The sequence below is a fragment of the Streptomyces sp. NPDC024555 genome (assembly GCF_055559335.1).
This window is the reverse complement of the sequence record NZ_JBVHKV010000007.1, coordinates 264,028-288,600: the sequence shown is the minus strand read 5'-3', so window position 1 is coordinate 288,600 and position 24,573 is coordinate 264,028. Positions and strand designations below refer to the sequence as shown.

The 24,573-nt window shown below is 70.6% G+C and carries 25 protein-coding genes; 10 read left to right on the top strand and 15 right to left on the bottom strand.

Annotated features, from left to right (window positions below):
• Position 1 precedes the first annotated feature (1 nt).
• Both ACZ4FH_RS14590 and ACZ4FH_RS14585 read right to left on the bottom strand, forming a co-directional pair.
• Positions 2-859, bottom strand: coding sequence for an MlaE family ABC transporter permease (locus tag ACZ4FH_RS14590; RefSeq protein ID WP_467304786.1), 858 nt, complete (start codon positions 857-859; stop codon positions 2-4).
• The gene (locus ACZ4FH_RS14585) at positions 856-1,851 is read right to left on the bottom strand and encodes an ABC transporter ATP-binding protein (protein WP_383638424.1); all 996 of its coding nucleotides are present in this window, start codon (positions 1,849-1,851) and stop codon (positions 856-858) included. Before ACZ4FH_RS14585 ends, ACZ4FH_RS14590 begins: the two co-directional genes overlap by 4 nt.
• A gap of 920 nt (positions 1,852-2,771) precedes the next feature.
• Here ACZ4FH_RS14585 and ACZ4FH_RS14580 point away from each other — a divergent pair.
• Positions 2,772-3,707 (top strand): hypothetical protein, encoded by a 936-nt coding sequence (locus ACZ4FH_RS14580; protein ID WP_467304784.1) that lies wholly within the window; start codon positions 2,772-2,774, stop codon positions 3,705-3,707.
• A 71-nt stretch (positions 3,708-3,778) separates the two neighbouring features.
• Here ACZ4FH_RS14580 and ACZ4FH_RS14575 read toward each other — a convergent pair whose 3' ends face one another.
• The 3 genes from ACZ4FH_RS14575 to ACZ4FH_RS14565 all read right to left on the bottom strand — a co-directional run bounded on the left by ACZ4FH_RS14575 (position 3,779) and on the right by ACZ4FH_RS14565 (position 6,624).
• The gene (locus ACZ4FH_RS14575; RefSeq protein WP_467304783.1) at positions 3,779-5,332 is read right to left on the bottom strand and encodes a DUF6801 domain-containing protein; all 1,554 of its coding nucleotides are present in this window, start codon (positions 5,330-5,332) and stop codon (positions 3,779-3,781) included.
• 13 nt (positions 5,333-5,345) lie between these two features.
• Positions 5,346-5,894, bottom strand: coding sequence for a hypothetical protein (locus ACZ4FH_RS14570; RefSeq protein ID WP_467304781.1), 549 nt, complete (start codon positions 5,892-5,894; stop codon positions 5,346-5,348).
• A 112-nt stretch (positions 5,895-6,006) separates the two neighbouring features.
• Positions 6,007-6,624, bottom strand: coding sequence for a hypothetical protein (locus tag ACZ4FH_RS14565; protein WP_467304780.1), 618 nt, complete (start codon positions 6,622-6,624; stop codon positions 6,007-6,009).
• Between the two features lie 764 nt (positions 6,625-7,388).
• Here ACZ4FH_RS14565 and ACZ4FH_RS14560 point away from each other — a divergent pair.
• From ACZ4FH_RS14560 to ACZ4FH_RS14530, 7 genes are all read left to right on the top strand, one after another.
• Positions 7,389-8,603: a PucR-like N-terminal domain-containing protein gene (locus tag ACZ4FH_RS14560; RefSeq protein WP_467304778.1), complete on the top strand. Its 1,215-nt coding sequence runs from the start codon at positions 7,389-7,391 to the stop codon at positions 8,601-8,603.
• A 214-nt stretch (positions 8,604-8,817) separates the two neighbouring features.
• Positions 8,818-9,081, top strand: coding sequence for a hypothetical protein (locus tag ACZ4FH_RS14555; protein ID WP_385107054.1), 264 nt, complete (start codon positions 8,818-8,820; stop codon positions 9,079-9,081).
• 114 nt (positions 9,082-9,195) lie between these two features.
• On the top strand, positions 9,196-9,669 hold the full coding sequence (locus ACZ4FH_RS14550; protein ID WP_467304776.1) for an SCP2 sterol-binding domain-containing protein: 474 nt from the start codon (positions 9,196-9,198) through the stop codon (positions 9,667-9,669).
• Positions 9,670-9,673: 4 nt separating this feature from the next.
• The gene (locus ACZ4FH_RS14545; protein ID WP_467304774.1) at positions 9,674-10,888 is read left to right on the top strand and encodes an acyl-CoA dehydrogenase family protein; all 1,215 of its coding nucleotides are present in this window, start codon (positions 9,674-9,676) and stop codon (positions 10,886-10,888) included.
• A 153-nt stretch (positions 10,889-11,041) separates the two neighbouring features.
• Positions 11,042-11,554 (top strand): hypothetical protein, encoded by a 513-nt coding sequence (locus ACZ4FH_RS14540; protein WP_467304772.1) that lies wholly within the window; start codon positions 11,042-11,044, stop codon positions 11,552-11,554.
• Positions 11,555-11,637: 83 nt separating this feature from the next.
• On the top strand, positions 11,638-12,465 hold the full coding sequence (locus ACZ4FH_RS14535) for an ATP-grasp domain-containing protein (protein WP_467304771.1): 828 nt from the start codon (positions 11,638-11,640) through the stop codon (positions 12,463-12,465).
• A gap of 55 nt (positions 12,466-12,520) precedes the next feature.
• Positions 12,521-14,596: an MDR family MFS transporter gene (locus tag ACZ4FH_RS14530; protein WP_467304769.1), complete on the top strand. Its 2,076-nt coding sequence runs from the start codon at positions 12,521-12,523 to the stop codon at positions 14,594-14,596.
• 31 nt (positions 14,597-14,627) lie between these two features.
• On the opposite strand, the gene ACZ4FH_RS14525 is transcribed toward ACZ4FH_RS14530, so the two are convergent.
• From ACZ4FH_RS14525 to ACZ4FH_RS14510, 4 genes are all read right to left on the bottom strand, one after another.
• Entirely contained in the window at positions 14,628-15,068 is a 441-nt protein-coding gene (locus tag ACZ4FH_RS14525) for a YchJ family protein (RefSeq protein WP_467304767.1), read from the bottom strand.
• A 47-nt stretch (positions 15,069-15,115) separates the two neighbouring features.
• Positions 15,116-15,922 carry an SAM-dependent methyltransferase gene (locus ACZ4FH_RS14520; protein ID WP_467304766.1) on the bottom strand — a complete coding sequence of 269 codons (807 nt, stop codon included), beginning with the start codon at positions 15,920-15,922 and terminating at the stop codon, positions 15,116-15,118.
• Positions 15,923-15,993: 71 nt separating this feature from the next.
• A complete protein-coding gene (locus tag ACZ4FH_RS14515; RefSeq protein WP_383638467.1) occupies positions 15,994-16,230 on the bottom strand; it encodes a DUF397 domain-containing protein in 237 nt (78 codons plus the stop codon).
• Positions 16,231-17,091 (bottom strand): helix-turn-helix domain-containing protein, encoded by an 861-nt coding sequence (locus tag ACZ4FH_RS14510; RefSeq protein ID WP_467304764.1) that lies wholly within the window; start codon positions 17,089-17,091, stop codon positions 16,231-16,233.
• Between the two features lie 205 nt (positions 17,092-17,296).
• Here ACZ4FH_RS14510 and ACZ4FH_RS14505 point away from each other — a divergent pair, with 205 nt between their 5' ends.
• On the top strand, positions 17,297-17,755 hold the full coding sequence (locus tag ACZ4FH_RS14505) for an ATP-binding protein (RefSeq protein WP_383638472.1): 459 nt from the start codon (positions 17,297-17,299) through the stop codon (positions 17,753-17,755).
• Entirely contained in the window at positions 17,749-18,189 is a 441-nt protein-coding gene (locus ACZ4FH_RS14500) for a hypothetical protein (RefSeq protein WP_467304762.1), read from the top strand. The genes ACZ4FH_RS14505 and ACZ4FH_RS14500 overlap by 7 nt, the downstream gene beginning before the upstream one ends.
• A 9-nt stretch (positions 18,190-18,198) precedes the next feature.
• Here the strand turns inward: ACZ4FH_RS14500 and ACZ4FH_RS14495 are convergent, their stop codons facing one another.
• From ACZ4FH_RS14495 to ACZ4FH_RS14470, 6 genes are all read right to left on the bottom strand, one after another.
• Positions 18,199-19,542, bottom strand: a complete 1,344-nt coding sequence (locus tag ACZ4FH_RS14495; RefSeq protein WP_467304761.1) for a 6-phospho-beta-glucosidase — start codon at positions 19,540-19,542, stop codon at positions 18,199-18,201.
• A 108-nt stretch (positions 19,543-19,650) separates the two neighbouring features.
• Entirely contained in the window at positions 19,651-21,216 is a 1,566-nt protein-coding gene (locus tag ACZ4FH_RS14490) for a cytochrome P450 (RefSeq protein WP_467304759.1), read from the bottom strand.
• Positions 21,217-21,292: 76 nt separating this feature from the next.
• Positions 21,293-21,907, bottom strand: a complete 615-nt coding sequence (locus ACZ4FH_RS14485) for a GTP-binding protein (protein WP_467304757.1) — start codon at positions 21,905-21,907, stop codon at positions 21,293-21,295.
• Positions 21,888-22,259: a DUF742 domain-containing protein gene (locus ACZ4FH_RS14480; RefSeq protein WP_383638487.1), complete on the bottom strand. Its 372-nt coding sequence runs from the start codon at positions 22,257-22,259 to the stop codon at positions 21,888-21,890. Before ACZ4FH_RS14480 ends, ACZ4FH_RS14485 begins: the two co-directional genes overlap by 20 nt.
• A complete protein-coding gene (locus tag ACZ4FH_RS14475) occupies positions 22,256-22,663 on the bottom strand; it encodes a roadblock/LC7 domain-containing protein (protein WP_383638490.1) in 408 nt (135 codons plus the stop codon). Before ACZ4FH_RS14475 ends, ACZ4FH_RS14480 begins: the two co-directional genes overlap by 4 nt.
• Positions 22,660-24,279 (bottom strand): sensor histidine kinase, encoded by a 1,620-nt coding sequence (locus ACZ4FH_RS14470; protein ID WP_467304754.1) that lies wholly within the window; start codon positions 24,277-24,279, stop codon positions 22,660-22,662. The genes ACZ4FH_RS14475 and ACZ4FH_RS14470 overlap by 4 nt, the downstream gene beginning before the upstream one ends.
• Positions 24,280-24,573 lie beyond the last annotated feature (294 nt).

The following is a 24,573-nucleotide window of genomic DNA, read 5'->3' as shown; positions in this document are numbered from 1 at the left end:
GTCAGCTCCCCTTCGCGGGGACGATCTGGAGGTAGATCGCCGTGAGGACCATGTTCACGAAGAACAGCAGCATGAAGGTGATGACGACGGACTGGTTGACCGCGTCGCCGACGCCCTTCGGTCCGCCGCGCGGGTTGAGACCGCGGTAGGCGGCGACGATCCCGGCGATGAAGCCGAAGATCAGCGCCTTGATCTCGCTGACGTAGAGGTCGGGCAGCTGGGCGAGGGCGGAGAAGCTGGAGAGGTACGCGCCCGGCGTGCCGTGCTGCATGATCACGTTGAAGAAGTAGCCGCCGAGGGTGCCGACGACGGAGACGAGACCGTTGAGCAGGACGGCGACGAGCATGGTGGCCAGGACGCGCGGGACGACGAGGCGCTGGACCGGCGAGACGCCCATGACCTCCATCGCGTCCAGTTCCTCGCGGATCTTGCGCGAGCCGAGGTCGGCGCAGATCGCGGAGCCGGCCGCGCCGGACACCAACAGCGCCACGATGATCGGGCTGGCCTGCTGGATGACGGCGAGGACGCTGGCCCCGCCGGTGAAGGACTGGGCGCCGAGCTGCTGGGTGAGCGAGCCGACCTGGAGGGCGATGACCGCGCCGAAGGGGATGGAGACGAGGGCGGCGGGCAGGATGGTGACGCTGGCGACGAACCAGAACTGCTCGATGAACTCCCGTACCTGGAAAGGCCGTCGGAAGGTGTCGCGGCAGACGGTCCCGGCGAGCGCGAACAGCTGCCCGGTCTGGCGCAGCGGGGCGAGGGCCTTGCTGGGCCGGGGGGCCGCGGGGGCCTTCTCCGCCGGCGCGGGCGGTTGGTCCGCCGGCTGCCCCGGGGGCAGGAGCGGCATCGGGGCCGTCATGGGCGCCCACCGCCGGCGGCCGGGCTGTAGCTGTTGAGGATGGCGGTACGGGCCGCCTCCGGCAGCTGCCCGAGCATCGCCATGACCCGCTCCCGGCGGCGCAGGGCGCCCTGGCGCACCGGCAGTCCGGCCGAGGGCTCCAGCTGGGGGACGACGGTGCGCGGGGCGTTGGCCGAGCTGATGCCCTGGCCGTAGCCGTTGCGCTCCTCGGCGGCGAGGGTGGCGGCGTCCTTCTCCTCGGACATCCCGATGGGTCCCTCGCAGCGTCCGGCGAGGAACTGCGAGACGACGGGCAGGTCGCTGGTCAGCAGCACCTCGCGCGGCCCGAAGGTCACCAGGTTGCGGCGGAAGAGCATGCCCATGTTGTCCGGGACCGTGGAGGCGATGTCCAGGTTGTGGGTGACGATGAGCATCGTCGCGTCGATCTGCGCGTTGAGGTCGACCAGGAGCTGGGAGATGTACGCGGTGCGGACCGGGTCGAGGCCGGAGTCCGGTTCGTCGCAGAGGATGATCTGCGGGTCCAGCACGAGGGCGCGGGCGAGGCCGGCGCGCTTGCGCATACCGCCGGATATCTCGCCGGGCAGCTTGTTCTCCGCACCGAGCAGACCCACGACGTCGATCCGCTCCATGACGATGCGGCGGATCTCGGACTCCTTCTTGCGGGTGTGCTCCCGGAGGGGGAACGCGATGTTGTCGAAAAGCGACATCGACCCGAAAAGGGCACCGTCCTGGAACATCAGCCCGAAGAGTTTGCGCGCTTCCATGATGTCCCGCTCGGCGCCGTTCACCATGTCGACGCCATTGACGAGAACACGGCCCTGTTCGGGTTTGAGCAGGCCGATGATGGATTTGAGGAAGACGGTCTTTCCCGTGCCCGAGGGCCCGAGCATGACACTGACCTCGCCTGCGGGAAGCGTGAGCGACACGTCCTGCCAGATGTTCTGCTTGCCGAAAGACTTGGTGAGGCCTTCGACCACTACTTCGATTCCCATCCCACCTCCTGCATGCGCTCACGAAGTGACAGAAGTGCACCGAGGGGCGCACGTTAAGTTCACCGACACCGCCAGGACAAGCCCTTGAACAGCCCATTCGCAAAGATCCGGCCCGTTTGTCATCGGATGACAAATTCCGTTCCCGATCTTGTGAAGTACTGCGCACTCCCGTCCGTCGGTGCAGGCCGGAACCCCGCGGCCCAGAGGGGCCTGCGCCGTGGGGTTCCGGAGGAAGAGCTCCGCCGGTGTGAAGATTCCGAGAGGGAGACCCTGCTGGATCCGGGAACCGGACACTGGGGATGCGTCCGGAATCCCTCCCGACGGGTGAGCAACCTCCGGGCGCGCCGGACGCGTTGCTGACGGAGGCGACGCTACGGGTGGGTAACCTGGCCCGCAATACCAGGTCATCAAGTTTTCGCGCGAGAGCGCAAAGCGGTCCGTTCTTTCGCACCGGTTGAGCAGAGCGCCGGGAAAACCTGTCTCCTGATGACAAGTTCCTCTACGGGCCGGCAGGGGCAGGAACCTCGGCCGGACGACTGAGACACGCTCGGGACCGGCTCGAATACACAAACGGCGGACAGCATTCCGTATATGTGGCCGGCGCGACGACCCTCGGCACCCGCGGGGCGCTGCGCAGGAAGTGACAAGAAGGCCGGATCTCGTACTCATCGGCGGAGGAGATGCCGGTCCCTCCCCCAGATTCTCATACGCCGGGATTGTGTCGCGGTGTTTCCCGCCAGTAACCTCACGGCTCGGTGAAAGGGATTTCGCACCGGCCGTGTCCGTCGCGTCCGACGCGCTCCCGGCACCCGCATTCCGCATTTCTGTGTTCCGTGCTCAATTCCGCCGTCCGTCGAGAACTCCGGACTCACCCGGGCACCTCGACGACGGCCGCCTCCCATCCCAAACAAGGGGAAGACATGAGAACTGGCTCGAACCGGGTACGTGTGGGGCTGCTGGCCTCCTTCACCGCGCTCGCCGCCGTCGCGTCGATCGGCTCGGCCACGGCCGCCACAACGCTGAACGGCAGTTGGGCGCCCTTCAGCCGCTGCCCGGTCGACGACCCCGCCATGCTGGCGGCCGACGGGGCGGTGGACACCGCCATCTGTGTGTCGTCCCACTCGGCGAGCGGCTCCATCAAGCTGGGCAACACCGAGGTGCCGGTCGGTGCCAGCGACCTCCAGGTCGGCGTGGTCAACCACCCGGGCGGCACGTCCACCGTGGTCTCCCCGGCGGGCGGCGCGCTCGTCGCCGACTCCGCGAAGGTGCCCGGCGGGCTGCTCGGGCTGATGTGCCCGAACGACGTGCCCGTCGTCAGCAGCATCTGCAACACGCTCACCGACGTCAACCTGAACCGGGTGACGGCGACCATAGAGTCGGTCAACACCCCGACCGGCTTCCAGCTCGTGGCGGGCACGACGACCGGCAAGCCGATCATCACCCTCCCCGTCCGCATCCACCTGGAGAACCCGATCCTGGGCGACAAGTGCTACATCGGCTCCTCCTCGAACCCGATCCTGCTCACGCCGCAGAACTCGACCCAGCCGGCCATCTCCAGCGAGAAGTTCGCGGGCAACGGAACGCCGGACGCGACCGGCCCCATGAACCGGCTCAACCTTCTGGGCGCCACCCAGACCGACACGGCGTTCGCGGTGCCCGGCACCAACGGCTGCGGCCTCCTGGGCGCGCTGAACTGGGCGGTCAACCTGAAGACGGGCCTGCCGTCGGCCTCCGGCAACAACAACGTCACGCTGGACAACGCCCAGACCTACGTGGCGACGATGAACAAGCCGCGCGACACGGCGCCCAACGCGGGCAAGCTGCTGGCGCAGTACTGGCACTCGGCGGCGCAGTAGCCGCGCCCGCTCCGTGAAGCCCGAAGGGGCCGCCTCCACAAGGAGACGGCCCCTTCGGTGTGCGGGCCGGACTACGTGGCGGGCTTCGCTCCGGGCAGCTCCGCCGGAGGGGGCGGGCAGTAGGACCTGGTGGGGTTGCTCGGAGTGCAGGTCGAGGCCTGATTCATGAAGACCCGGTTCCCGGGTCCCGAGAGGGAGGCGGTGAAGAGCGGGTTCAGGTCCTCACCGCCTGTGCCACAGCCGGTGAAGGGCGGGATGTCGACGGCGCCCTCCAAGAGGCCGCCCACGCCGACGTTCGTGTACTTGTCGCCCCCGTTGAGCACCACCTTGAACGGCTTCGCCGTTCTGCAGTCGCTGCCCACGTCCAGCGGCGTGCCGTTGACCTTCACGTCATGAAGGCGCAGGGACTGCTTGAAGTAGACCGTGGAGAACGTGGTCCTGTTGGGCGCGGATCCGACGTTTCCTATGGAGATGGTCATGGGCCCGTTCTCGAACGACACTTTCGCCGTCACCGGCTGGAACCCGAAGGTGAGAAAGGTGCTTTCGGCGTCCGGGAGGGCGAGGTTCGCGAGCGAGTCGATCCGGGCGTACGCGCCGCCCTCGTCCTTCGCCGACCGCGCTGTCGAGCGCTTCGACGACATGACACTGATGAGCGCGGGGGCGTCGGGATTATTGATGATCATCGCCCCGTTCAGCTTCCGCACGTTGGCCAGGCCCACCGCGTTGGCACACATGAAGACGCCGGGGAGTTCGACCACCCTGGGGGGAGCGCCCGGCGGTAGCTGCGGCGCCTCGCTCGCGTCTATCTCTCCCGTCGGCGGTGCGACAGGACACCAGTCGGGATCCTCCTCCGCGGCGGCAGCGGCGGCCGACCGCTCCACGGTGATGTCCCCGTCCCCCGCTCCGGCCGCACCGTCCGCCGGGGTGGTGGGGGTCCCGGAGGGCTCGTTGCCACCGACCTCGGTCACGTGCGTGGTGGCGACATGTCCACTCTCTCCCTCCTTCAGCCGGCACGTCACCGAGGCCAGAGCCGGTGCGTCCGCTTCGGGAGCCTCTGCGGCGGTCCGTAGCTCGACGGTGAACTCCCCCACCGAGAAGTCGACATCTCCGGCGGACCCGAATGTCACGTAGGGCACCTCGCCGGAGTGGACGAGCGTCACGTCTCCGTCAGCGGGAAGGGGCGTGCTCGGCGCGTTGAGCTCCCACTGCGCCTCGGCCGACTCGCCGTTCTGGGCGACCCTCACCTTGAGGGCGGCCCGGCTGACTACGGCCTCGGCCCCCTCGGGCAACAGCCCCGCGAGATCGGCGCGCGAGAGCGTGAGGGCGAACGACACAGGCCCCGGCTGCACGGGACGGTCGACCTCGCCGGTCGCCGGAACGTCCACCGACAGGGCCACCGTGGCCGCCACGGCGGCCTCGCCGCCGTCCTCGGTGCCGCATCCGACGGTCAGGCCGACAGGCCCGGCGCTCTCCTCGGCCGCCGAGCCCCCGCCGGACAACAGCCCGGCGAGCAGAGCGAGACCGGCGACGGAGGCGACCTTCACGGAGCGGCGCCCCGTACGGGTCACAGGTATCTGGGTGTACATATCGGGCCTGTCCTCCACGGGGTGCGTGCGGTGGTTCATGCCGGGGTCGCCCCTAGCCGTTCACGTGATACGTGGCGCTGTAGGGGACCGTATCGCCGTCAAGGACGAGGCCCAGGCAGTCGGCCTGGGAAGCGATCAGATAGCCGTCGACGACAAGGTCGTCGGTGGTGTTGTCGAAGGATCCCTGAACGGGCCCGGTGACGTCGAAGGAACAGCCGAAGCCCACGACGTGGACCGCGACCCCCTGGACGGTGACGTCGTACACATTCGGGTTCGAGGGGCTCTGAGCACCGGCCACGACCTGCCAGGGGAGACCCGTGACCGTCAGATCGAGATTCATGCCGATCATCGCGCAGCCGGTGAACGAGACGAGTTCGACGTCGGCGGCGGCCGGACCCGTGTCGTAGAGCGAGCCGCTCACGTCGGAGGAGGCACATGTCATGGAGCCCAGCGTCGCGTCGTCGGAATGCGCGGTGTAGGGCCCCGGAGGTGTCAGCGTCTCCACGGAGGTGGTCCCGGCCGAGGCCGGGGAGGCCGGGGTGACGAGGGCCGCGACGAGAAGTGCCGCGACTGCGGAGGGTCTTCGAAGACTGCGTTTCACTCACTCACGTCCTCACGGTCGGGGCACCGTACGCACGGTGCCCATAACGAGAAGGCCGGGCCGACCGCGGAGAGACTCCGCGGCCGGCCCGTACCTGTGTGCTCAAGCGGCCTTACGGCGTGGTGATGACCGGCGACGTACCGGTCGAGGTGACCTTCACGTGGTACGAGGCGTTGAAGGACGCCACGTCGTCGTCGTTGATGAGCCCGAGGCAGTCCGCGTTGGACGCGAGCAGATCGCCGCCCGACCCGTCGATGACCAGGTTGCCCGCGCTGTTGTCGTAGTAGCCGTACACCTTGCCGGTGAAGTCGGCGGAGCAGGAGAAGCCCTCGATGTGGGCGGAGATGCCGGTGACGTTACCCAGGACGTGGTTGGCGTTGCCCGGGTCGACCTGGTCCACATTGATCGTCCACGGCGTCACGGTCATCGAAACGTCGAAGTCGAGCCCGCCGACGGTGCAGTTGGTGAAGGTGATGTTGCCGATCGTCGCCATGTTCGTGCCGTCGGGGCTGGTCGGGTTGACCACTCCGGAGGTCACGTCGGAGGAGTCGCACTCCAGGTTGGCCGCCGGAACGTCCAGCGTGGGGTTGTCCGCGTGGGCGGTGTACGCCCCGGACGGGGTCGCCGACCACGAGGACGTGGCACCGGCGGAGGCGGTGGTCACCGCCATGCCGAGGGCGGCGGCGGAAGCGGTGAGGACGATGGCGGCTCTACGTGCAAGGGTGTTCACGGATCCAGTTCCCTTCGAGGGGTTCGCGACCTGCTCCGGGGGGCCACTTCCGGCCGGGTCAGTGGCGCCCCCGGAGCGGGGGTCACAGGACAGGAATGCGGCAGTCCGGCCTGACGGACTGCACGACCTCTTGCGTTCGGCGATGACGCTACGGGCGGGTAATGTCGCTCCGCAACACACGGGAAGAAAGAATCTCCGTAATCGGCCCCGTCGGTGAGAAATTTGCTGCGCGGCGAGTACAGCCCTCCGGATTTTTATCCAGAAGTGAGTACTTCCGGCCGGACACGGGGGCCGCGGGTTGCTCACCCGATGACGGTACGCCCCCCGGCTCGGCCCAACACCCCACGTCACAGCCCTGCCGTACAGGTTCGGCCACCGCCCGCGCCTCCACCCTCCGGCGCCCGGCCGGCCTCTTGACTTCCGGCCGGGTTCACAGTGGAATTCACCGCGCAGAGCGAGGACGACATTGTTCGGGGAATCCGGAACAGCGGCCGGAGCCACCGCCGCATTACCGGAATCCGGGCCCCCGGATCAACACGGCACGAGTGGTTCACGAGCCGTTCCCGAGTACGGGGGCCGATCGGACAGATGGCCGAAACCGATCGATACGTGCCCCATACATTTCGTCTTGTCCTGCCTGTGTTCAGGGCCACATGACGTGGACTATCTTCGACAGCCGATGTCGCTACGCACCTGACGACGGATGGGAGCGCTCTCCCGTCCGCCCACCCCCCATCGGGCGCCGAAGAGCAAGGGGTAGAGGTATGCCGGGAGTTGCGCAACCCTCGGATCTGGGAGAGCCACTGGGACCGCTGCCTCAGGAGTTCGCCGCCATCGTGCGGCCCGAACTCCCCGGGCTCATCAAGGAGATCGGCCTTGAGGTCACCCGCGCCTACCCCGAGTACGCGCGACTCCTGGAGGGCCCGTACGGAAAGGGCATCCGGGTCGGTGTCGAGCAGAGCATCTCGGTCTTCGTCGACCAGGTGGCCGAGCCGACCGCGCCCTCCGCGCTGCGCGACGAGATGTGCCGCAGGTTCGGCCGGTTCGAGGCGTACGAGGGCCGGAGCATGGACCAGTTGCAGGGGGCCTACCGGCTGGGCGCACGGGTGGCGCTGCGGCGGGCGAAGAGGATCGGCCGGCGCTACAACCTCTCCCCCACGATGATGCTGACGTTCGCGGACGCGCTGTTCTCCTATGTGGACGAGCTGGAGGCGCTGTCGCGCGAGGGGTATCTGGAGGTCAGGTCGGCGACCGACGACCACACGGACACCCTGCGGCGCAGACTGCTGCATCTGATCCTGGCCGGACCGCCGGTGCCCCGGGTGGCCATCGCCGAACTCTGCGAGCAGACGGGGTGGACACTGCCCGACGAGGTGACGCTCGTCGCCGTACGGCCGTCCCCCGATCTGGACCGGCCGGCGATCGACCGGGACGTCCTGGTGGACTTCACCGATCCGCAACCGCATTTACTGATCCCGGGCCCCTTCGACGACCTGCGAAGACGCATGCTGGAGCACGCGCTTCCCGGAGGCCGGACGGCCATCGGCCTGACGGTCCCCGCCTCCCTGGCGTCCGATTCGATCCGCTGGGCCCGGCGGGTACTGGAACTGGTGGACGCCGGCGTCATTGACGACGCGCCGGCCATCCTCTGCGACGACCACCTCATCACCCTGTGGCTGCTCTCCGATCCGGTCCTGCTCGACCAGCTCGCGCGCCGCGAACTCGCCCCCATGGCGAACATCAGCGTCAACCGTCGCGAACGGCTCATCGAAACGCTGCGGATCTGGCTCGAAACCCGTGGCACCGCCGCCCAGATGGGCGAGCTGCTCGACGTCCACCCCCAGACCGTCCGCTACCGGATGCGCAATCTGGAATCGATCTTCGGCGATCAACTGGTCGATCCGGAGGCGCGGTTCTCGACGGAGACCGTGCTCCGCGCCATGCAGCTGCGCGCCCGCAGCAACGACTCACCTCTGTGAACAGCGCGACGCGCCCTCGATCCGACGAACAGCTCACGCGAAGTCAACCTACTTGCTGGTAAGGGGAAATAGCCGGTCATTCCCAAACGGTTGCCACACGGAGACGTTCTCAACGAGAAACACGGAACTGCGTCCCGTTATATGGAGAGGAGTCGGCCGCCCACCAGGCGGCCCGGCGCCCGACCTTCTGGCCACCATCGAGAGGGAACCCCCCATGACCGCCTCACATCTGCTCGTCCCCGTCCCCATCCCGGACAGCGTCGCCGCGCTGATCGGCTCCTGTGTGCCGGCCCGGATCCTGGAGGCGGAGTTCGACGCGGAGTGCGCGGCGCGCGAGATCCGCCGGTTCCGCGGCCCGCGGCTCGGCATCGAGGACCAGGCCGACCGGGAGCAGGCCCTCGCCGAGCTGGCCCGCGCCAACAAGGTGCTGGCCGCGCACGACCCGCGGCTGATGGTGCGGCCGGGCGACGCCTGGTAGCCCGCACCGCCCCCGCGCACTCCCCCGCGCCCGGCGATCCCCGTCGCCTTGCGGCTGCGGCGCCCTGCCCTTACCTTACTCAAAAGTAAGTTTACTCCGGAGTAAGGAACTGGCGTGGCCGACAACAGCAGCGGCAACCTCACCGGCGAACTGGCCGCCCTCGACTTCGCGGCCGTCTCCCCGCCGGAGTTCGCGCGGATCGTGAAGGGCATGTCCGCCAAGCAGCTCGGCGAGGTCATGCACGGCGATCTGCGCACCCGGGTGCTCGGCGAGGTCTTCGCCCGGATGAAGCAGCAGTTCCGCCCCGATGCGGCGGGCACGCTCACGGCGCTCATCCGCTGGAAGATCACCGGTGACAGCGACGTCGTCTACGAGACGTCCATCGCCGACGGTGTCTGCGCGATCAGCGAGGGCCGCTCGGACGCCGAGCCGCGTACGACGCTGGTCATGGCGGACACGGAGTTCCTGAAGCTGGTCTCCGGCAACGGCAACCCCGTCACCATGTTCATGATGCGCAAGCTGAAGGTGGCCGGCGACGTCGGCCTGGCCTCGGGCCTCACCCGCTACTTCGACATCCCGAAGGCATGAGCCGATGAGCTACTTCTCCCTGGCCCTCACCGAGGAGCAGCAGGACCTGCGCGACTGGGTGCACGGCTTCGCCGCCGAGGTGGTGCGCCCGGCCGCCGCCGAATGGGACGCCCGCGAGGAGACTCCCTGGCCGGTCATCCAGGAGGCCGCCCGGATCGGGCTCTACGGCTTCGAGTCGCTGGCCGACATGTACGGCGACCCCTCGGGCCTCTCCCTCCAGATAGCCAACGAGGAGCTGTTCTGGGGCGACGCCGGAATCGGCATGGCCCTGTTCGGCACCTCGCTCGCCGTCGCCGGGATCTTCGCCTCCGGGACCCCCGACCAGCTCGCCGAGTGGGTGCCGCAGTGCTACGGCGACGCGGACGACCCCAAGGTCGCCGCGTTCTGCGTCTCCGAACCACAGGCCGGCTCCGACGTCTCCGCGATGGCCACCCGGGCCCGCTACGACGAGGCCAAGGACGAGTGGGTGCTCAACGGCCAGAAGGCGTGGATCACCAACGGCGGGATCGCCGAAGTGCACGTCGTCGTCGCCTCGGTCGATCCGGCGCTCGGCGCGCGCGGGCAGGCCGCTTTCATCGTGCCGCCCGGCACCAAGGGCCTCGAAGCGGGCCGCACGGTCAAGAAGCTGGGGCTGCGCGCCTCGCACACGGCGGACCTCTTCCTCGACGACGTCCGGGTCCCCGGTCACTGCCTGCTCGGCGGCAGGGAGAAGCTGGACGCCCGGCTCGCCCGCGCCCGCGAGGGCGGCACCGCCAAGGGGCAGGCCGCGATGGCGACCTTCGAGGTCAGCCGCCCCACCGTCGGCGCCCAGGCGCTGGGCATCGCCCGCGCCGCGTACGAATACGCGCTGGAGTACGCCGGGACCCGCGAGGCGTTCGGCCGGCCGATCATCGAGAACCAGTCGATCGCCTTCGCCCTGGCCGATCTGCGGACCGAGATCGAGGCCGTACGGCTGCTGATCTGGCAGGCCGCGTGGATGGCCCGCAACGACCGGACCTTCGACGCCGGACAGGGCTCCATGTCCAAGCTCCGCGCGGGCGAACTCGCGGTGGCCGCCACGGAGAAGGCCGTCCAGATCCTGGGCGGCGCGGGATACAGCAGGGAACACCCGGTGGAGCGGATGTACCGCGACGCCAAGATCTACACGATCTTCGAGGGGACCAGCGAGATCCAGCGCCTGGTCATCGCGCGGGCGATCTCGGGACGCCACATCCGCTGACCGGGGCGGCGCACCCGTACGGACGCCGTCCTCGCGCGTCTCCCGGACCGCGCGCCCCGCGCGGGTGCATGCTCGTGCGGTGAGCGGGCGGCCGGTGCACGGGGGCCACCGGCCGCACGGCCCGTCCGGGTGCCCCCGCCACCGGGAGACCGCATGCTCCGGACCACCGTCCTGACCGCCCTGGCGCTCGCCGCCTCGCTCCTCACCGCCGCCCCCGCCTCGGCGGCCCCGGCCCCGGCCGGGTGGGAGCCCGCGCCGACGGCCCCCTTCGACGCACCGGCCGGCACCCGCTGCGACGCCCCCATTCACGGCGAACCGCTCGTGGACGAGGTCGTCCAGAAGGTGCTCGCCACCCACCCCGACGGTTCCCCGTCCGAGATCGCCTACAAGGGGGCCCTGCTCATCCGGGTCACCAACACCCGTACCGGCGCGTACACCGACGTGGACGCCGGGGGCAGCGCGCTGGTCGACCACCACGCCGACGGCTCGCAGCGCTGGCACGCCGTCGGGCCCGTCCTCCTCGGCGTCGGCGCGCACCAGGGCAACCTGCCGCGCGGGGAGTACCGGGTCGACGGCGTGTACACGCTGGACATCGCCGCCGACGGCTACCGCACCCTGCGCATGCACCACGGATCGGTGGACGACGTCTGCGCCCGTATCGAATGACCACCCCGCCAGGGGCGACGGCGGGGGCGGACGGGAGAATGCCGGGACCTCGACCGCCCCCGCCGCCGAACCCCTGGAGAGCCATGCCCGCCGGTCCGCGCCCGTCCGTCCTGTTCGTGACCGACCTCGCCTACGAGGCGCGCGGGCGCCGCTACTGCGACGAGGACATCGCGCTCACCGCGCGGCTGCGCCGGGACGTCGACCTCGCGCTGTGCCATCCGCGCGACGCGGCGGCCCTGATGGACGGCTTCGACGGCGTCGTCGTCCGCAACAGCGGTCCGGTACTGCACTACCAGGAGGCGTACGACGCCTTCCGGGCGCGTGCCCTGGAGCGCGGCACCCGGGTCTACAACCCGCTGACCGGGCGGGGCGACATGGCGGGCAAGCAGTACCTGGTGGGTCTGAGCCGGGCCGGATACCCGGTGATACCGACCGTGGACCGGGCGGCGGACCTGGGGCTGCTGCCGGAGGCCGCGGGCTATGTGGTCAAGCCGAAGCTGGGCGCGGACTCCGTGGGGCTGCGGTTCACCGACACCCCGGAGCTGGAACCCGGGTCGGACGGCACACTGCTGGTCCAGCCCCGGATCGACTTCCGCTACGAGGTGTCCTTCTACTTCGTCGACCACGACTTCCAGTACGCGCTGCACGCGCCGCACCCGGACCGGCGGTGGGTGCTGGAGCCGTACGGGGCGAGCCCCGCCGATCTGGACTTCGCGCGCGCGTTCATCGAGTGGAACACCCTCGACCACGGCATCCAGCGGGTCGACGCCTGCCGCACGGCCTCCGGCGAGCTGCTCCTGGTCGAACTGGAGGACCTGAACCCGTACCTCTCGCTGGACCGGGTGGATCCCGGCACGCGGGAGGCGTTCGCGGCCCGGATGGCGGTCTCGCTGAGGGAACTGCTGGGCTGACACGTCCGGTCGCCTCCCGCATGCGGGTGACAGGGGGCGGTGTGAAGGTGCAAGGGTGACCACTGCCAGCGAGACCGCCCCCGCCGCGCGGAGCGCCGCCGCACCCGCCGTGCTCGATCCGCGCCGTCGCAACATCGTCTTCGCCACGATCGTGCTGGGGATCCTGCTGGCCGCGCTGGACCAGACGATCGTGGGCACCGCGCTGCCCACGATCGTCTCGGACCTGGGCGGCGCCGCCCATATGTCCTGGGTGGTGACCGCCTATCTGCTCGCGGAGACCGTCGCGACGGTGCTGGTCGGCAAGTTCGGCGACCTCTTCGGCCGGAAGATCGTCTTCCAGCTCTCCGCGATCATCTTCATCACCGGCTCGTTCCTCTGCGGCCTCGCGACCAACATGACGCTGCTGATCGTCTGGCGCGGTCTCCAGGGCATCGGCGCGGGCGGTCTGATGGTCACCTCGATGGCACTGATCGCGGATGTCATCCCGCTGCGCGACCGGGGCAAGTACCAGGGCGCGATCGGCGCGGTCTTCGGTGTCTCCACGGTCGTCGGACCGCTGCTCGGCGGGCTGTTCACCGACCATCTGAGCTGGCGCTGGGCCTTCTACGTCAATGTGCCGATCGCGATCCTGGTGGTCATCGCCGCCGCCCGCACCATCCCGGCGGTGAAGGCGGCGGGCCGCCCCGTCATCGACTACCTGGGCATCGCCATGGTCACCGTCGGGGCGAGCGCGCTGATCCTGGCGACGAGCTGGGGCGGCAACGAGTACGCCTGGGGATCCGGCGTCATCATCGGCCTGTTCGTCCTCGGTCTGGCCGCCCTGGCCGCCTTCTGCCTGGTGGAGTTCCGGGCGAAGGAACCGATGCTGCCGATGCGGCTCTTCCGCAATCCGGTCTTCACGGTGTGCTCGATCCTCAGCTTCATCGTGGGCTTCGCGATGCTCGGCGCGATGATCTTCCTGCCGACGTACCTCCAGTACGTGGACGGCGACTCGGCGACGCTCTCCGGCGTCCGCACGCTGCCGATGGTCGTCGGTCTGCTGGCCGCCTCCATCTTCAGCGGCAACGTGGTCAGCAAGACCGGCCGCTACCGCGTCTTCCCCATCGTCGGCTCCCTGGTCATGGCGCTCGGCCTGTTCCTTCTCTCCCGGATGGGCCCGGACAGCGGGGTCTGGCTGGAGTCGCTGTACATGCTGGTGCTGGGCCTCGGCATCGGCCTGTCCATGCAGGTGCTGACGATCGCCGTGCAGAACACGGTCGACTACGCGGACCTGGGCACCGCGACCTCGGGCGTGACCTTCTTCCGTACGCTCGGCAGCTCCTTCGGCACGGCCGTGTTCGGCACGATCTACGCCAACGCGCTCGGCCCGCACCTCAGGGACGGCATCGCGGAGGCGGTACGGGCGGGCGGCGACCCGGCGGTCCTGGCGAAGGCCTCGCAGAGCCCGGAGGGGCTGCACGCCCTGCCCGAGACCCAGTCCGCGCCGCTGGCCCAGGCCTACGCCGACACCCTGCACACCGTGTTCCTGTGGACGGTGCCGGTCGCGCTGATCGGCTTCGTGGTGGCGCTCTTCCTCAAGGAGGTGAAGCTGCGGGACACGGTCCGGGCCGGCTCGACCGACATGGGCGAGGGCTTCGCCTCCCCCAGCGCGGGCGACTCCGCCCGGCTGCTGGAGTTCTCCGTGGCGAAGGTCCTGCGCCGGGTGGACCCGGACACCGCGCGCCGGATCGTCGCCTCCTCCGACACCCGGCTCGACATGGCGGGGGCCTGGGCGGTCATGCAGGTGGAGCTGTTCACCCGGATGGTCGGCCACGCGGGGCTGCGGCTGATCGCCACCCGGCACCGGATCCCGCCGGAGGTCCTGGTCCCGGTCTTCGACCGGATGATCGAGGAGGGCTATCTGACCGGCGACGGCCATCTGTTCACCCACACCGAGGCGGGCCGCCGGGAGGCCGCGACGATCACGGACGCCTGGGCGTCCTGGCTCAACGACCAGCTCGGCGACGACGACATCGGCCGCCCCGACCACGACCGGCTGCGGGCCGCCGTCGACGTGATCGCCAAGCGGCTGCTGGCGGAGGACCTGGCCCAGGAGCTGGCCCCGGTCACCCCGGCCGGGGCGCCCGCCTGACGGGCGTCCGGGACCGCGCCCGGCCCCGGTCTCAGCCGGCGAAGACGGCCGTCTCGTAGACCCAGGCGCCCCCGTACCGCACGAAGCGGCTCTTCTCGTACAGCTCGTCCGCCTGCCCGCCGGCCGTGAACCGCGCCCGGAACGTGACGGTCCCGGTGGTGTGGAAGGCGGTGCCCTGCGTCGTCTCCAGGATCCCCAACCCCTCCCAGCGCTGCTCGGGATCCAGGTCGAGGACGGCCGGACGGTGGTCCGGATGCCAGGTGCGCAGGAGGTATCCGGTGTCCCGGACGACGAAGGCGCAGTAGCGGGAGCGCATCAGCGCCTCGCAGGTGGGCGCCGGGGCGCCCGCGTGGAACCGCCCGCAGCACTCCGCGTACGACGACGGCAGCCCGCAGGGGCACGGTGAGACGGCCGTGATCCGGGGAGCGGGAGGGGCTGCGGGCCTGCGGGGGCGTGCGGTGCGTCGGGACATGGGTCCATTGTCCCCGGTCCCGGCCGCTCCCCCCGCCGCCGGGCCGGTCAGCGCTTGCGGGCCACGCCCGCGTACCCCGGGATCGGCTCGTCGCCCGGCACCTCGATGACCTCGCCCAGCTCCGGATGCCAGTCGGCGGAGAGCGAGACGCCGGGCTCGACCAGGTCCAGCCCCTCGAAGAACGCGGAGAACTCGGCCCGGCTGCGCGGGCGCAGCGCCATCCCGCGCGCCCGGTAGAGCTCGACCGCCTGGGCGGCGCCCGCCGGGTCGAAGTCGCCGGTGGTCTGCGACAGGACGAGGTAGCTGCCGGGGGCGAGCTGGTCGACCAGCCGGCCGACCAGCTCCGCGGCGCCGTCCTCGTCGTCGATGAAGTGCAGCAGGGCCAGCATCGACAGGGCGATCGGCCGGTCGAAGTCGAGGACCCGGCCGGCCGCCTCCAGGATCGTGCCGGGCTTGCGCGCGTCGGCCTGGATGTACTCGGTGGCGCCCTCGGGCGTGGAGCGCAGCAGGGCCGCCGCGTGGGCCAGGACGATCGGGTCGTTGTCGCAGTAGACGACGCGGGATTCCGGCGCGGTGCGCTGGGCGATCTGGTGGAGGTTGGGTTCGGTCGGTATGCCGGTGCCGATGTCGAGGAACTGGCGGATGCCGTCCTCGGCGAGCCAGCGGGTGGCCCGGTGCATGAACGCCCGGTTGACCCGGGCCATGTCGCGGCCCCGGGAGTCCAGGGCGAGCAGCTGCCGGGCCATCTGCTCGTCGACCGGATAGTTGTCCTTGCCGCCGAGGAACCAGTCGTACATCCGCGCGGGATGCGGCTTGCTGGTGTCGATCTCGACGGGGGGCTCGTGCCCGGTCATGGCGCGCTCCTTGGATCGGTGGTCGGCGTACGGCTGGGTGGAGGACGCGCGAACCGTGCGCGCACCGCCCGTCAGGTCAGGAGGAAGTCGGCCTGTCCGGCCTTGGCTCCCTGGATGAAGGCGGCGATCTCACGGTGGGAGTAGATGAGGGCGGGGCCGTCGGGGTCGGCGGACTGGCGCATCGCGATCCGTCCGTCGGAGAGCTTCATCGCCTCGACGCAGTTGCCGCCGTTGCCACCGCTCCACGGCTTGTACCAGCCCTCGTCGCCGAGGTCGGCGGCCGGCATGCCGTTGTATATGGGTGTCATTCACAGCTCCTTGCGGAAGTCCCGGAGGATTTCCTTCGTGCGTTGTGCAGTCGCGGCCTGGGCCGCCATGCGGTCCATGACCTCCAGGTACGAGGCCACCTCGGGGCGGGCGTCGAAGTAGACCGCCCCGGTCAGGTACTCGCTGTAGACCATGTCCGGCAGTTCCGGGACGGCGAACCGGAACAGGACGAACGGGCCGTAGGTACCGGGGTGGTGCCCGGTGGAGAACTCCGCGATCTGGAGCGTCACATGGGGCAGCTCGGTGGCTTCGAGCAGCTTGTCGGCCTGGGCGCGCATGGCCTGCGGGCTGCCCACGGGGCGGCGCAGCACCGTCTCGTCCATCACGACCCAGAGCCTCGGGGCGTCCGGCCGGGTGAGCAGGGACTGCCGCTGCATGCGCAGCGCCACATGGCGTTCGATGTCCTCGGGCCTGGTCTGGCCGACCGCCCCGGTGCGCATGACGGAGCGCGCGTAGTCCTCGGTCTGGAGCAGTCCGGGGACGAAGTGCGGCTCGTACATGCGCAGCAGGCTGGCGGCGCCCTCCAGGCTGACGTACATGCTGAACCAGTCGGGCAGCACATCGTGGTAACGCTGCCACCAGCCGGGCTTGTTGGCCTCCTCGGCGAGGTCGACGAAGGCGTCGGTCTCCTCCTCGGAGATCCCGTAGGCCCTCAGCAGCGCCTGGACGTAGGGGATCCTGAGCGCGACCTCGGCGGTCTCCATCCTGCGGACCGTCGCGGGGGCGACGCGCAGCACCTTGGCGGCCTGGTCGCGGCTCAGGCCGGCCCGGACCCGCAGTTCCTGCAGGCGCTTTCCGAGAACGACCTGGCCCACGGTCGGGGCGGACCGCGGTTCGCTCACTTCAGACCTCCCCATGCGCTGTTTGGCAGCAGTGTGCCATGCGCCCGCCACCAAGAACACAGCCACTCTGGAATTTTCAGAGTGCCCCTTGCCAAGTGTTCACGACAGGGGGAGAGTTGGGGAGTGAACCAGTTCACTCGTCATGCCCCGCCCTTTCCAGGAAGATCGCGAAGCGTGACACAGCCCCCACTGTGAGGAATCGGTCGTGGCACCTGGCAGTGCGCTCATCCCCCGGCTCATGGACCTCAGCCCCGGGACCGAAGCGCTCCGGTACTGCTTCGCGCTGCCCGCGCACCCCGAGTCGGTCGCCGGTGCCCGACGTCTGACCCGCGCCCGGCTGGACGCCTGGCGGCTGGACGGCGACACGCACGAGGCCGCGGTCCTCATCGTGTCCGAACTGGTCACCAACGCGGTGGTGCACACCGCGAGCGATCGCGTCGTGTGCGAGCTGCACCGCCTCCACCGGGGGCTGCGCATCGCCGTACAGGACCAAGGACACCAGCCCGGCGGCCCGCGGCTGTCCGCGGGCGGCGACGACGAGCACGGACGCGGTCTGCTGCTCGTGGACGCGCTGTGCAGCGCCTGGGGGTCCCGCGACGCCCGGGGCGGCTCGGGCCGCATCGTCTGGGCGGAACTGCCGCACGGCTCGGAGCACTCATGCTGAAGAACGCCATGTCCCATCTGCTCGGCACCCGGCGCACCCGGGAGACCGGCGGCCCATCGAAACCCGGCAGGGTCCGGCTGCCGGTTCCGGACACCCTCTCGGCCAGTCTGGGCTGCGACGCGGTCGGGGTGCCCGCGCGCTACGGCTTCCGGCTGATGTCCCATCTGCCGCGCACCGGCTGTGTCTTCGCCGACGCCGACCAGTGGTGGTGGATCGTCCCGGCCGGATCCGACCAGGACCTGGACTGGCCCGCGCAGACCGCGTACGCCCGGGGCGCCTGCGTCCCCGCGGTGCGTCCCCGGCTGATCCACCAGCCCGACAGCCGGACGCCCTACACCCCGCCCATCCCGCTGTACCTGATGGTCTGCCAGGTGACCGGGGTGGCACCGTCCTGGACGCCCTCGGGCGGGCGCCGGGTCGTCCCGACGCCCTGACCGGGCCGGTCAGGCACGCAGATGGGCCAGACCGGGGTGCGCCTCGGTGTAGCCGTCCACCAGCCGGCGGGCGACCGAGACCGAGTCGACCAGCGGGTGCAGCGCGAAGGCCTTGACCGCGTCGGCCCGGGAACCGCTCTCCGCCGCGTCGAGCACCGCCCGTTCCACCCCCTTCACCGCCGTGACCAGCCCGATGGCGTGGTACGGGAGCGGGTCGGCGGCCAGTGGGTGCGCACCGTTCGCGTCGACCAGGCACGGCGCCTCGATCACCGCGTCCGCGTCCAGGGCGGCGAGGGTGGTGCGGTTGCGGACGTTGAGGATCAGCGAGGTCCGCTCGTCCCGGGCGACGGCCCGCATGAGGGCGAGCGCGACCTGCTCGTAGCCCCCGGAGTCCATCCCGCTGTCGTCGCGCTCCCCGGCCCCGGCCGCGTCCCGGTTCTCCGCCATGTACGTGGCGTCGCGCTCGGCACGGGTGCGGTCCCAGGTCGCCAGGGCGGGGGTGGCCGGGTCCTTCATCAGACCGTAGAACCCCTCCTGCTGGTCGCGCAGGAAGGCGCCCCGGGTCCGCTCCGCCTCCTGGTAGGCGCGGACCGCCTCGCGGTTGAAGTAGTAGTAGTGCAGGTACTCGTTGGGGACCGCGCCCAGGGAGCGCAGCCAGTCGGCACCGAAGAGCCGGCCCTCCTCGAAGGTGCCGAGCAGCTCCGGGTCGGCCAGCAGCCGGGGCAGCAGATCCCGCCCCTCGACGTGCAGTCCGCGCACCCAGCCCAGATGGTTGAGGCCGATGTAGTCGATCCGGGCGCGGGCCGGATCGGCGCCCAGGGCGAGGGCGATACGCCGGCCGAGGCCCACGGGCGAGTCGCAGATCCCGATGACGCGGTCCCCCAGATGCCGGGACATCGCCTCGGTGACCAGGCCCGCGGGGTTGGTGAAGTTGATGACCCAGGCCTCCGGGGCCAGCAGCGCGATCCGCCGGGCCAGTCCGACGGCGACGGGCACGGTGCGCAGCCCGTAGGCGATCCCGCCCGCGCCGACCGTCTCCTGGCCCAGCACGCCCAGGTCCAGCGCGACCCGTTCGTCGGCCGCCCGGCCCGCCAGACCGCCGACCCGGATCGCGGAGAAGACGAAGTCGGCGCCGCGCAGCGCCTCGTCGAGGTCGGTGGTGGCGACGAGGACGGGCGCGTCCGCGATACCCTCGGCCTGTTCGGCGAGGACCCGGGCCACGGCGGCCAGTCGGCCGGCGTCCGTGTCGTAGAGGGTGACGGCCGTGACCCGGCCCTCGGCGTGGTCGGCGAGCAGCGCTCCGTACACCAGGGGAACCCGGAATCCGCCGCCGCCCAGAATGGTGAGCTTCACGCTTCCGCATGGTACGTGGGGCGGGCGGGGCCGGCCGTGACGTGACGCGACGGGCCCGGGGCGGCGGGTTCTCGTCCCGCCTTCCCCGGGCCCGGTCGGCAGAGCCGGTCAGGAACCGGTCCACCAGCGGGTGACGACCCGCCAGAGCCGCGCCGGGGCGCCGGGCCTGCGCTGCTGCGGGATCAGCCCGGTGGCGGAGCCGTCGGAGGAGCCGTCGGCGGTGACGGTGACCCCGGCGGGGGCGGTGACCGCACCGGCCTCGGCCGGGTCGGGGACGGGCGTGGCACGGCCCGGGGTCGGCGGCTGATGGCGCACCGCGGACTGCACCTCCCAGTCCTGGCGGACGGACTGGGACGGCTTGCCCATGGAGGGCGGTTCCCGGTCGTCCTGCGGGGCGCGCGCCCCGAACTCGGCCGGGAGCTCCATGAGATGACGGCTCATGATGTTGCCGACCCAGCGCAGCTCGCGCTCGTCGACGGCGAGTTCGAGGTCGGGCAGGCGCATCAGCAGGGCCTCGATGCCCACGTCCGCGATGGCACGCCCGATGTCCTGCCCGGGGCACTCGTGGGGGCCGCCGCTGAACGCCAGATGGGCGCGGTTGCCGTCCATGTTGGCGTCGAGGTCGGGGCGGACGACCGGGTCGGTGTTGGCCGGGGCGATGCCGACGATCAGGGCGTCGCCCGCCTTGATGCGCTGGCCGCCCAGCTCGGTGTCGCCGACGGCCCAGCGGCCGAAGACCGCGGTGAACGGCGGTTCGTCCCAGAGCGTCTGCTCCACCGCCTCGGGGACCGTCATATGGCCGCCGCTGAGCCGGGCCCGGAACCGGGGGTCGGTGAGGACCATGCGCAGCACGTTGGCGATCAGGTTGGCGGTGGCCTCGTAGGAGGCGATGAGGATGAGCCGCAGATGCTCCGCGACCTCCTGGTCGGTCATGGCGGCGGGGTGCTCGACGAGCCAGGTGGCGAAGTCGTCGGCGGGTTCGCGCCGGCGGCGTTCGACGAGGCGGGTGAGGGCGGCCAGCACATAGGCGTTGCTCTGGACGGCGGTGGCGGTGCCCCGGGTCATGTCGCGGGCGGCCTGCACCATGCGGTCGTCGTACTCCTCGGGCATGCCGAGGATCGCGCACATCACCATCATCGGCAGCCGCTCGGCGAAGTCCGCGACCAGGTCGGTGCGGCCCTTCCGGCAGAAGTCGTTGACGAGGCGGTTGCTGTACCGGTTGATGTGGCGGCGTACGCCGCGGGTGTCGATCCGGTTCATGGAGTCGGTGACGGCACCGCGCTGACGCTCGTGGGTGGCGCCGTCGGCGAAGACGCAGATCGGCTGCCAGGTGAAGATCGGGGCCAGCGGGTGGTCCGGGGCCACGCTGCCGTCCTGCAGCGCCCGCCAGCGGCGGGAGTCGCGGGAGAACTGCGAGGGCGTCCGGGTCACGTGCAGGTTCTCGCTGTGCCCGAGGACCAGCCAGGCCGGCACGTCGCCGTGGAGCAGGACGGGGGCGACCGGTCCGTGCTCGGCGCGCAGCTTGTCGTACAGGCCGTGCGGGTCGCGCTCGGCCTCCGGCCCGTAGAACCGGCGCAGTCCGCCGGGGCCGACGCCCAGGTCGTGGGCCGGGCACCCGGGTGGCGGCAAGGGGCCCGAGGCCTCGCCGGGCTCGTAGTGGAAGGGGGTTGTCACGATCGCTCCAGGGATGGGACTGGCGGGTCAGAACGGTTGGGGGTGCGCGGTGGGGGCACGCGCACCGGGGCTGGGATCAGCCGAGGGGGACGGCCAGGCTGTGCAGATAACGCATCAGGGTCATCAGCACATCGCGGCTGGAGGTGCGCAGCCGGGCGTCGCAGTCGACCATCGGAACCTCGTCCGGCAGGTCGAGTGCGGCGCGCAGCGCCTCCACGGGGTGGTTCGGAGCGCCGGGGAAGGTGTTGATCGCGACGACGAACGGGACGCCGCGCTCCTCCAGCCGTCCGATGACGTCGAAACTGACTTCGAGCCGGCGGGTGTCGACGAGGACGACGGCGCCGAGCGCGCCCTCGAAGAGCCCGTTCCAGAGGAACCAGAACCGCTCCTGTCCGGGGGTGCCGAACAGATAGAGGATCAGTTCCTCGCTGATGCTGATCCGGCCGAAGTCCATGGCGACAGTGGTGGCGGTCTTGGTCTCCACCCCATAGTTGTCGTCGACGCCGACCCCGGCCTGGGTCATCGTCTCCTCGGTGGTCAACGGCCGGATCTCGCTGACCGAGCCGACCATGGTCGTCTTGCCGACCCCGAACCCTCCGACGATCACGACCTTCACCGCGGCGGTGGCCGTGGTGGGCAGGACGTCCTCGCTGCGGGGGCCCGTGATCGTGTCAGAGTTTCTGAAGTCCATGCATCACCGCTTCGAGGAGGGACCTGTCCGGGAGGGTCGCGCGGACGATCGGCGCGCGCGATTCGATCAGTTCCGTGGCGAGGAGTTCGGTGAGGAGCGAGGTCACCACGCTGAAGGGCAGACCGAGGTAGGCGGAGATCTCGGCGACGGATAACGGGGCCTGGCAGAGCCGCAGGATCACGGCCTGTTCGGGCTGGACCGTAGGGCTCGGCTGCGCCTTGGCCACCACCATCGTGACCAGGTCGAGCGCGGCCCGCTCGCTGCCGTCGGGATCGCCGGTGATGACGTACAGCCGTTCCGGATCGCTCAGTGCCGGGTCGGCCTTGCGGCGCTCTCGTCGGGGAGCGCTCATCCGGTCTGCCCGTCGTGCCGGGGCGGGCTCGTGAGGTGGCCGCCGATGCGTACGACCATGTCGCGCATCCGCGCGCCGACGAGCCCGGCGTCGACCGTCTCCCCGGCGAGCACCGCGAGGTACGCCCCGGCCCCGGCGGCCATCAGATAGAAGAAGCCGCCGGTGACCTCGATGACGACGAGCCGCATCCGGCCGTCGCTGTACGGGATCTCCGAGGCGACGGCTGCGGCCAGGCTCTGCAGTCCGGCGCAGGCCGCCGCCAGCCGGTCGGCGACGTCGGGGTCGCCGCCGTGCTGGGCGATGCGCAGCCCGTCCGCGGAGAGGACGACGATCTGGTGGACGTCCGGGACGTCGTCGGCGAGCTCCTTGAGCATCCAGTCCATGTTGCCCCGCTGCTGGATCACTTCAGGTCTCCCTTGTCCCACGCATCGTCAGAGTCTTCGTCCGCCTTGGGCTCCTGGGGCACTCCGTTGGCGGCCTTGGTGAACGCCTCCAGCCAGATTCCGGGCGGCGGCTCCTTGGCGCCGTCCTGGCCGTTGCTCCGTCCGTGGCCGTTGGTGCGGCCGGCGCCGGAGTCCGTGGCCTGGGCGGGGAGGTTGTGCGATCCGAGCGGTGCGCGGCCGCGGCTGCGGCGCTGCGGCAGGCCGCCGGCGGTCCACTCCGTGACGACGGGCACGTCGTCCTCCATGGCGACGGCCGGGGTGGCCGGGGCGGCGGGGCGGGAGTCGGACGCGACCGGTCCGGTGGTGGGCCGGGTGACGGCGGGACGCGGCTTGCGGTGGGTGCTGCGGGCCGGGACGACGTGCTTGATGTCCGCGAGGTCGATGTCGCTGGTGGGCCGCGAGGTGGCGCCGATGCCGTGGGCGATGCCGGGGGCCGGGCCGGTGGTGATCATGGAGCGGGGCACGATGAGCACCGCGCGGACACCGCCGTACGCGGACTGGCGCAGCGAGACTTGGAGGTCGTACATGCGCGCCAGCCGGCCGACGACGGCCATGCCGAGGCGCGGGGACTCGCCGAGGTCGTTCATGCTGGAACCGGCCTGGGCGCGGGCGAGCATGTTCTCGGCGCGGGCGCGGGCCTCCTCGCTGAGGCTGACGCCGCCGTCCTCGATCTCGATGGCGATGCCGGTCTGGACCTCGACCGCGGTGACGTGGACGCGGGTCTGCGGGGGCGAGTAGCGCGTCGCGTTGTCGAGGAGTTCGGCGCAGGCGTGGATGAGCGGTTCGACCGCGGTGCCGATGATGGCGACCTTGGCGATCGAGTGCAGATCGACGCGCGGGTACTCCAGGATGCGCGACATCGCGCCGCGCAGCACGCTGAACAGCGGGACGGGCTTGGGCCACTGGCGGCTGGGCCGGGCACCGCCGAGGACGGCGATGGAGTCGGCGAGCCGGCCGATCAGCGCGGTGCCGTGGTCGATGCGGAGCAGGTCGTCGAAGACGTCGGGGTTGCGCCCGTGGTGCTCCTCCATCTCCCGCAGTTCACTGGCCTGGCGGTGGACGATCGCCTGGACGCGGCGGGCGACGTTGACGAAGGCGCGCTGCGCGGAGTCACGCGTGGCCTCCTCGTTGTCGATGATGTCCAGCACCGTGTAGACGAGCGAGCGCTGGGCGTCCGGGAGATGGCGGTAGACCGGGTCGCCGTCCACGACGTCGCGCAGCACCTCGTCCGGCGAGTTGCCCACGCGCAGCCGGTGGATCGCGGACGGCAGCAGCTCCTTGCTGATGCGCACGGTCTCTTCGTCGTGGGTGGCGATGCGCCGCTCCAGCGCGGTGACGCGCTGTTCGTAGTGGGCGCGCTGCCGACGGATGGTCCGTGCCCGGCGGGCGAGCCGGTAGCTGAGCACGGCGACCACGGCGGCGGTGACGGCACCGCACACGGCGACCGGTATGCGGGCGGCCCCGGCAACCAGCGCCATGGCGGCGGCGGTTGCTCCGGCCACCGTGACCACGGGCAGCAACAGGGCACGGACGACGGGTGTTCCCCCGTCGGTCGGCGGTGATTCAACACGAGCCATCTAGAACCTCTGGCGGTTGATTCGGGAAGAAAACATGAAGTACGGCGGCATACGGTGCGTGCAGACGCATAGGGAACAAGCACTCGACTTTCGTGCCAACTCGACTTCACTGCGCGTGAGCTTAGTCAGATCGAAACAGTGCTTCGGCACATTCACCCAACCCCCTGCGCGAGGCAGCGCGCGGTAATACACTCACGAGTTTTTGCACGGACCGCCAACATCCGTGCGCGGGGAGTGACGGGAACGGGTGATGCGGAGAAATCACCTGCACGAGTCCCGCTGAGCAGGACGAGG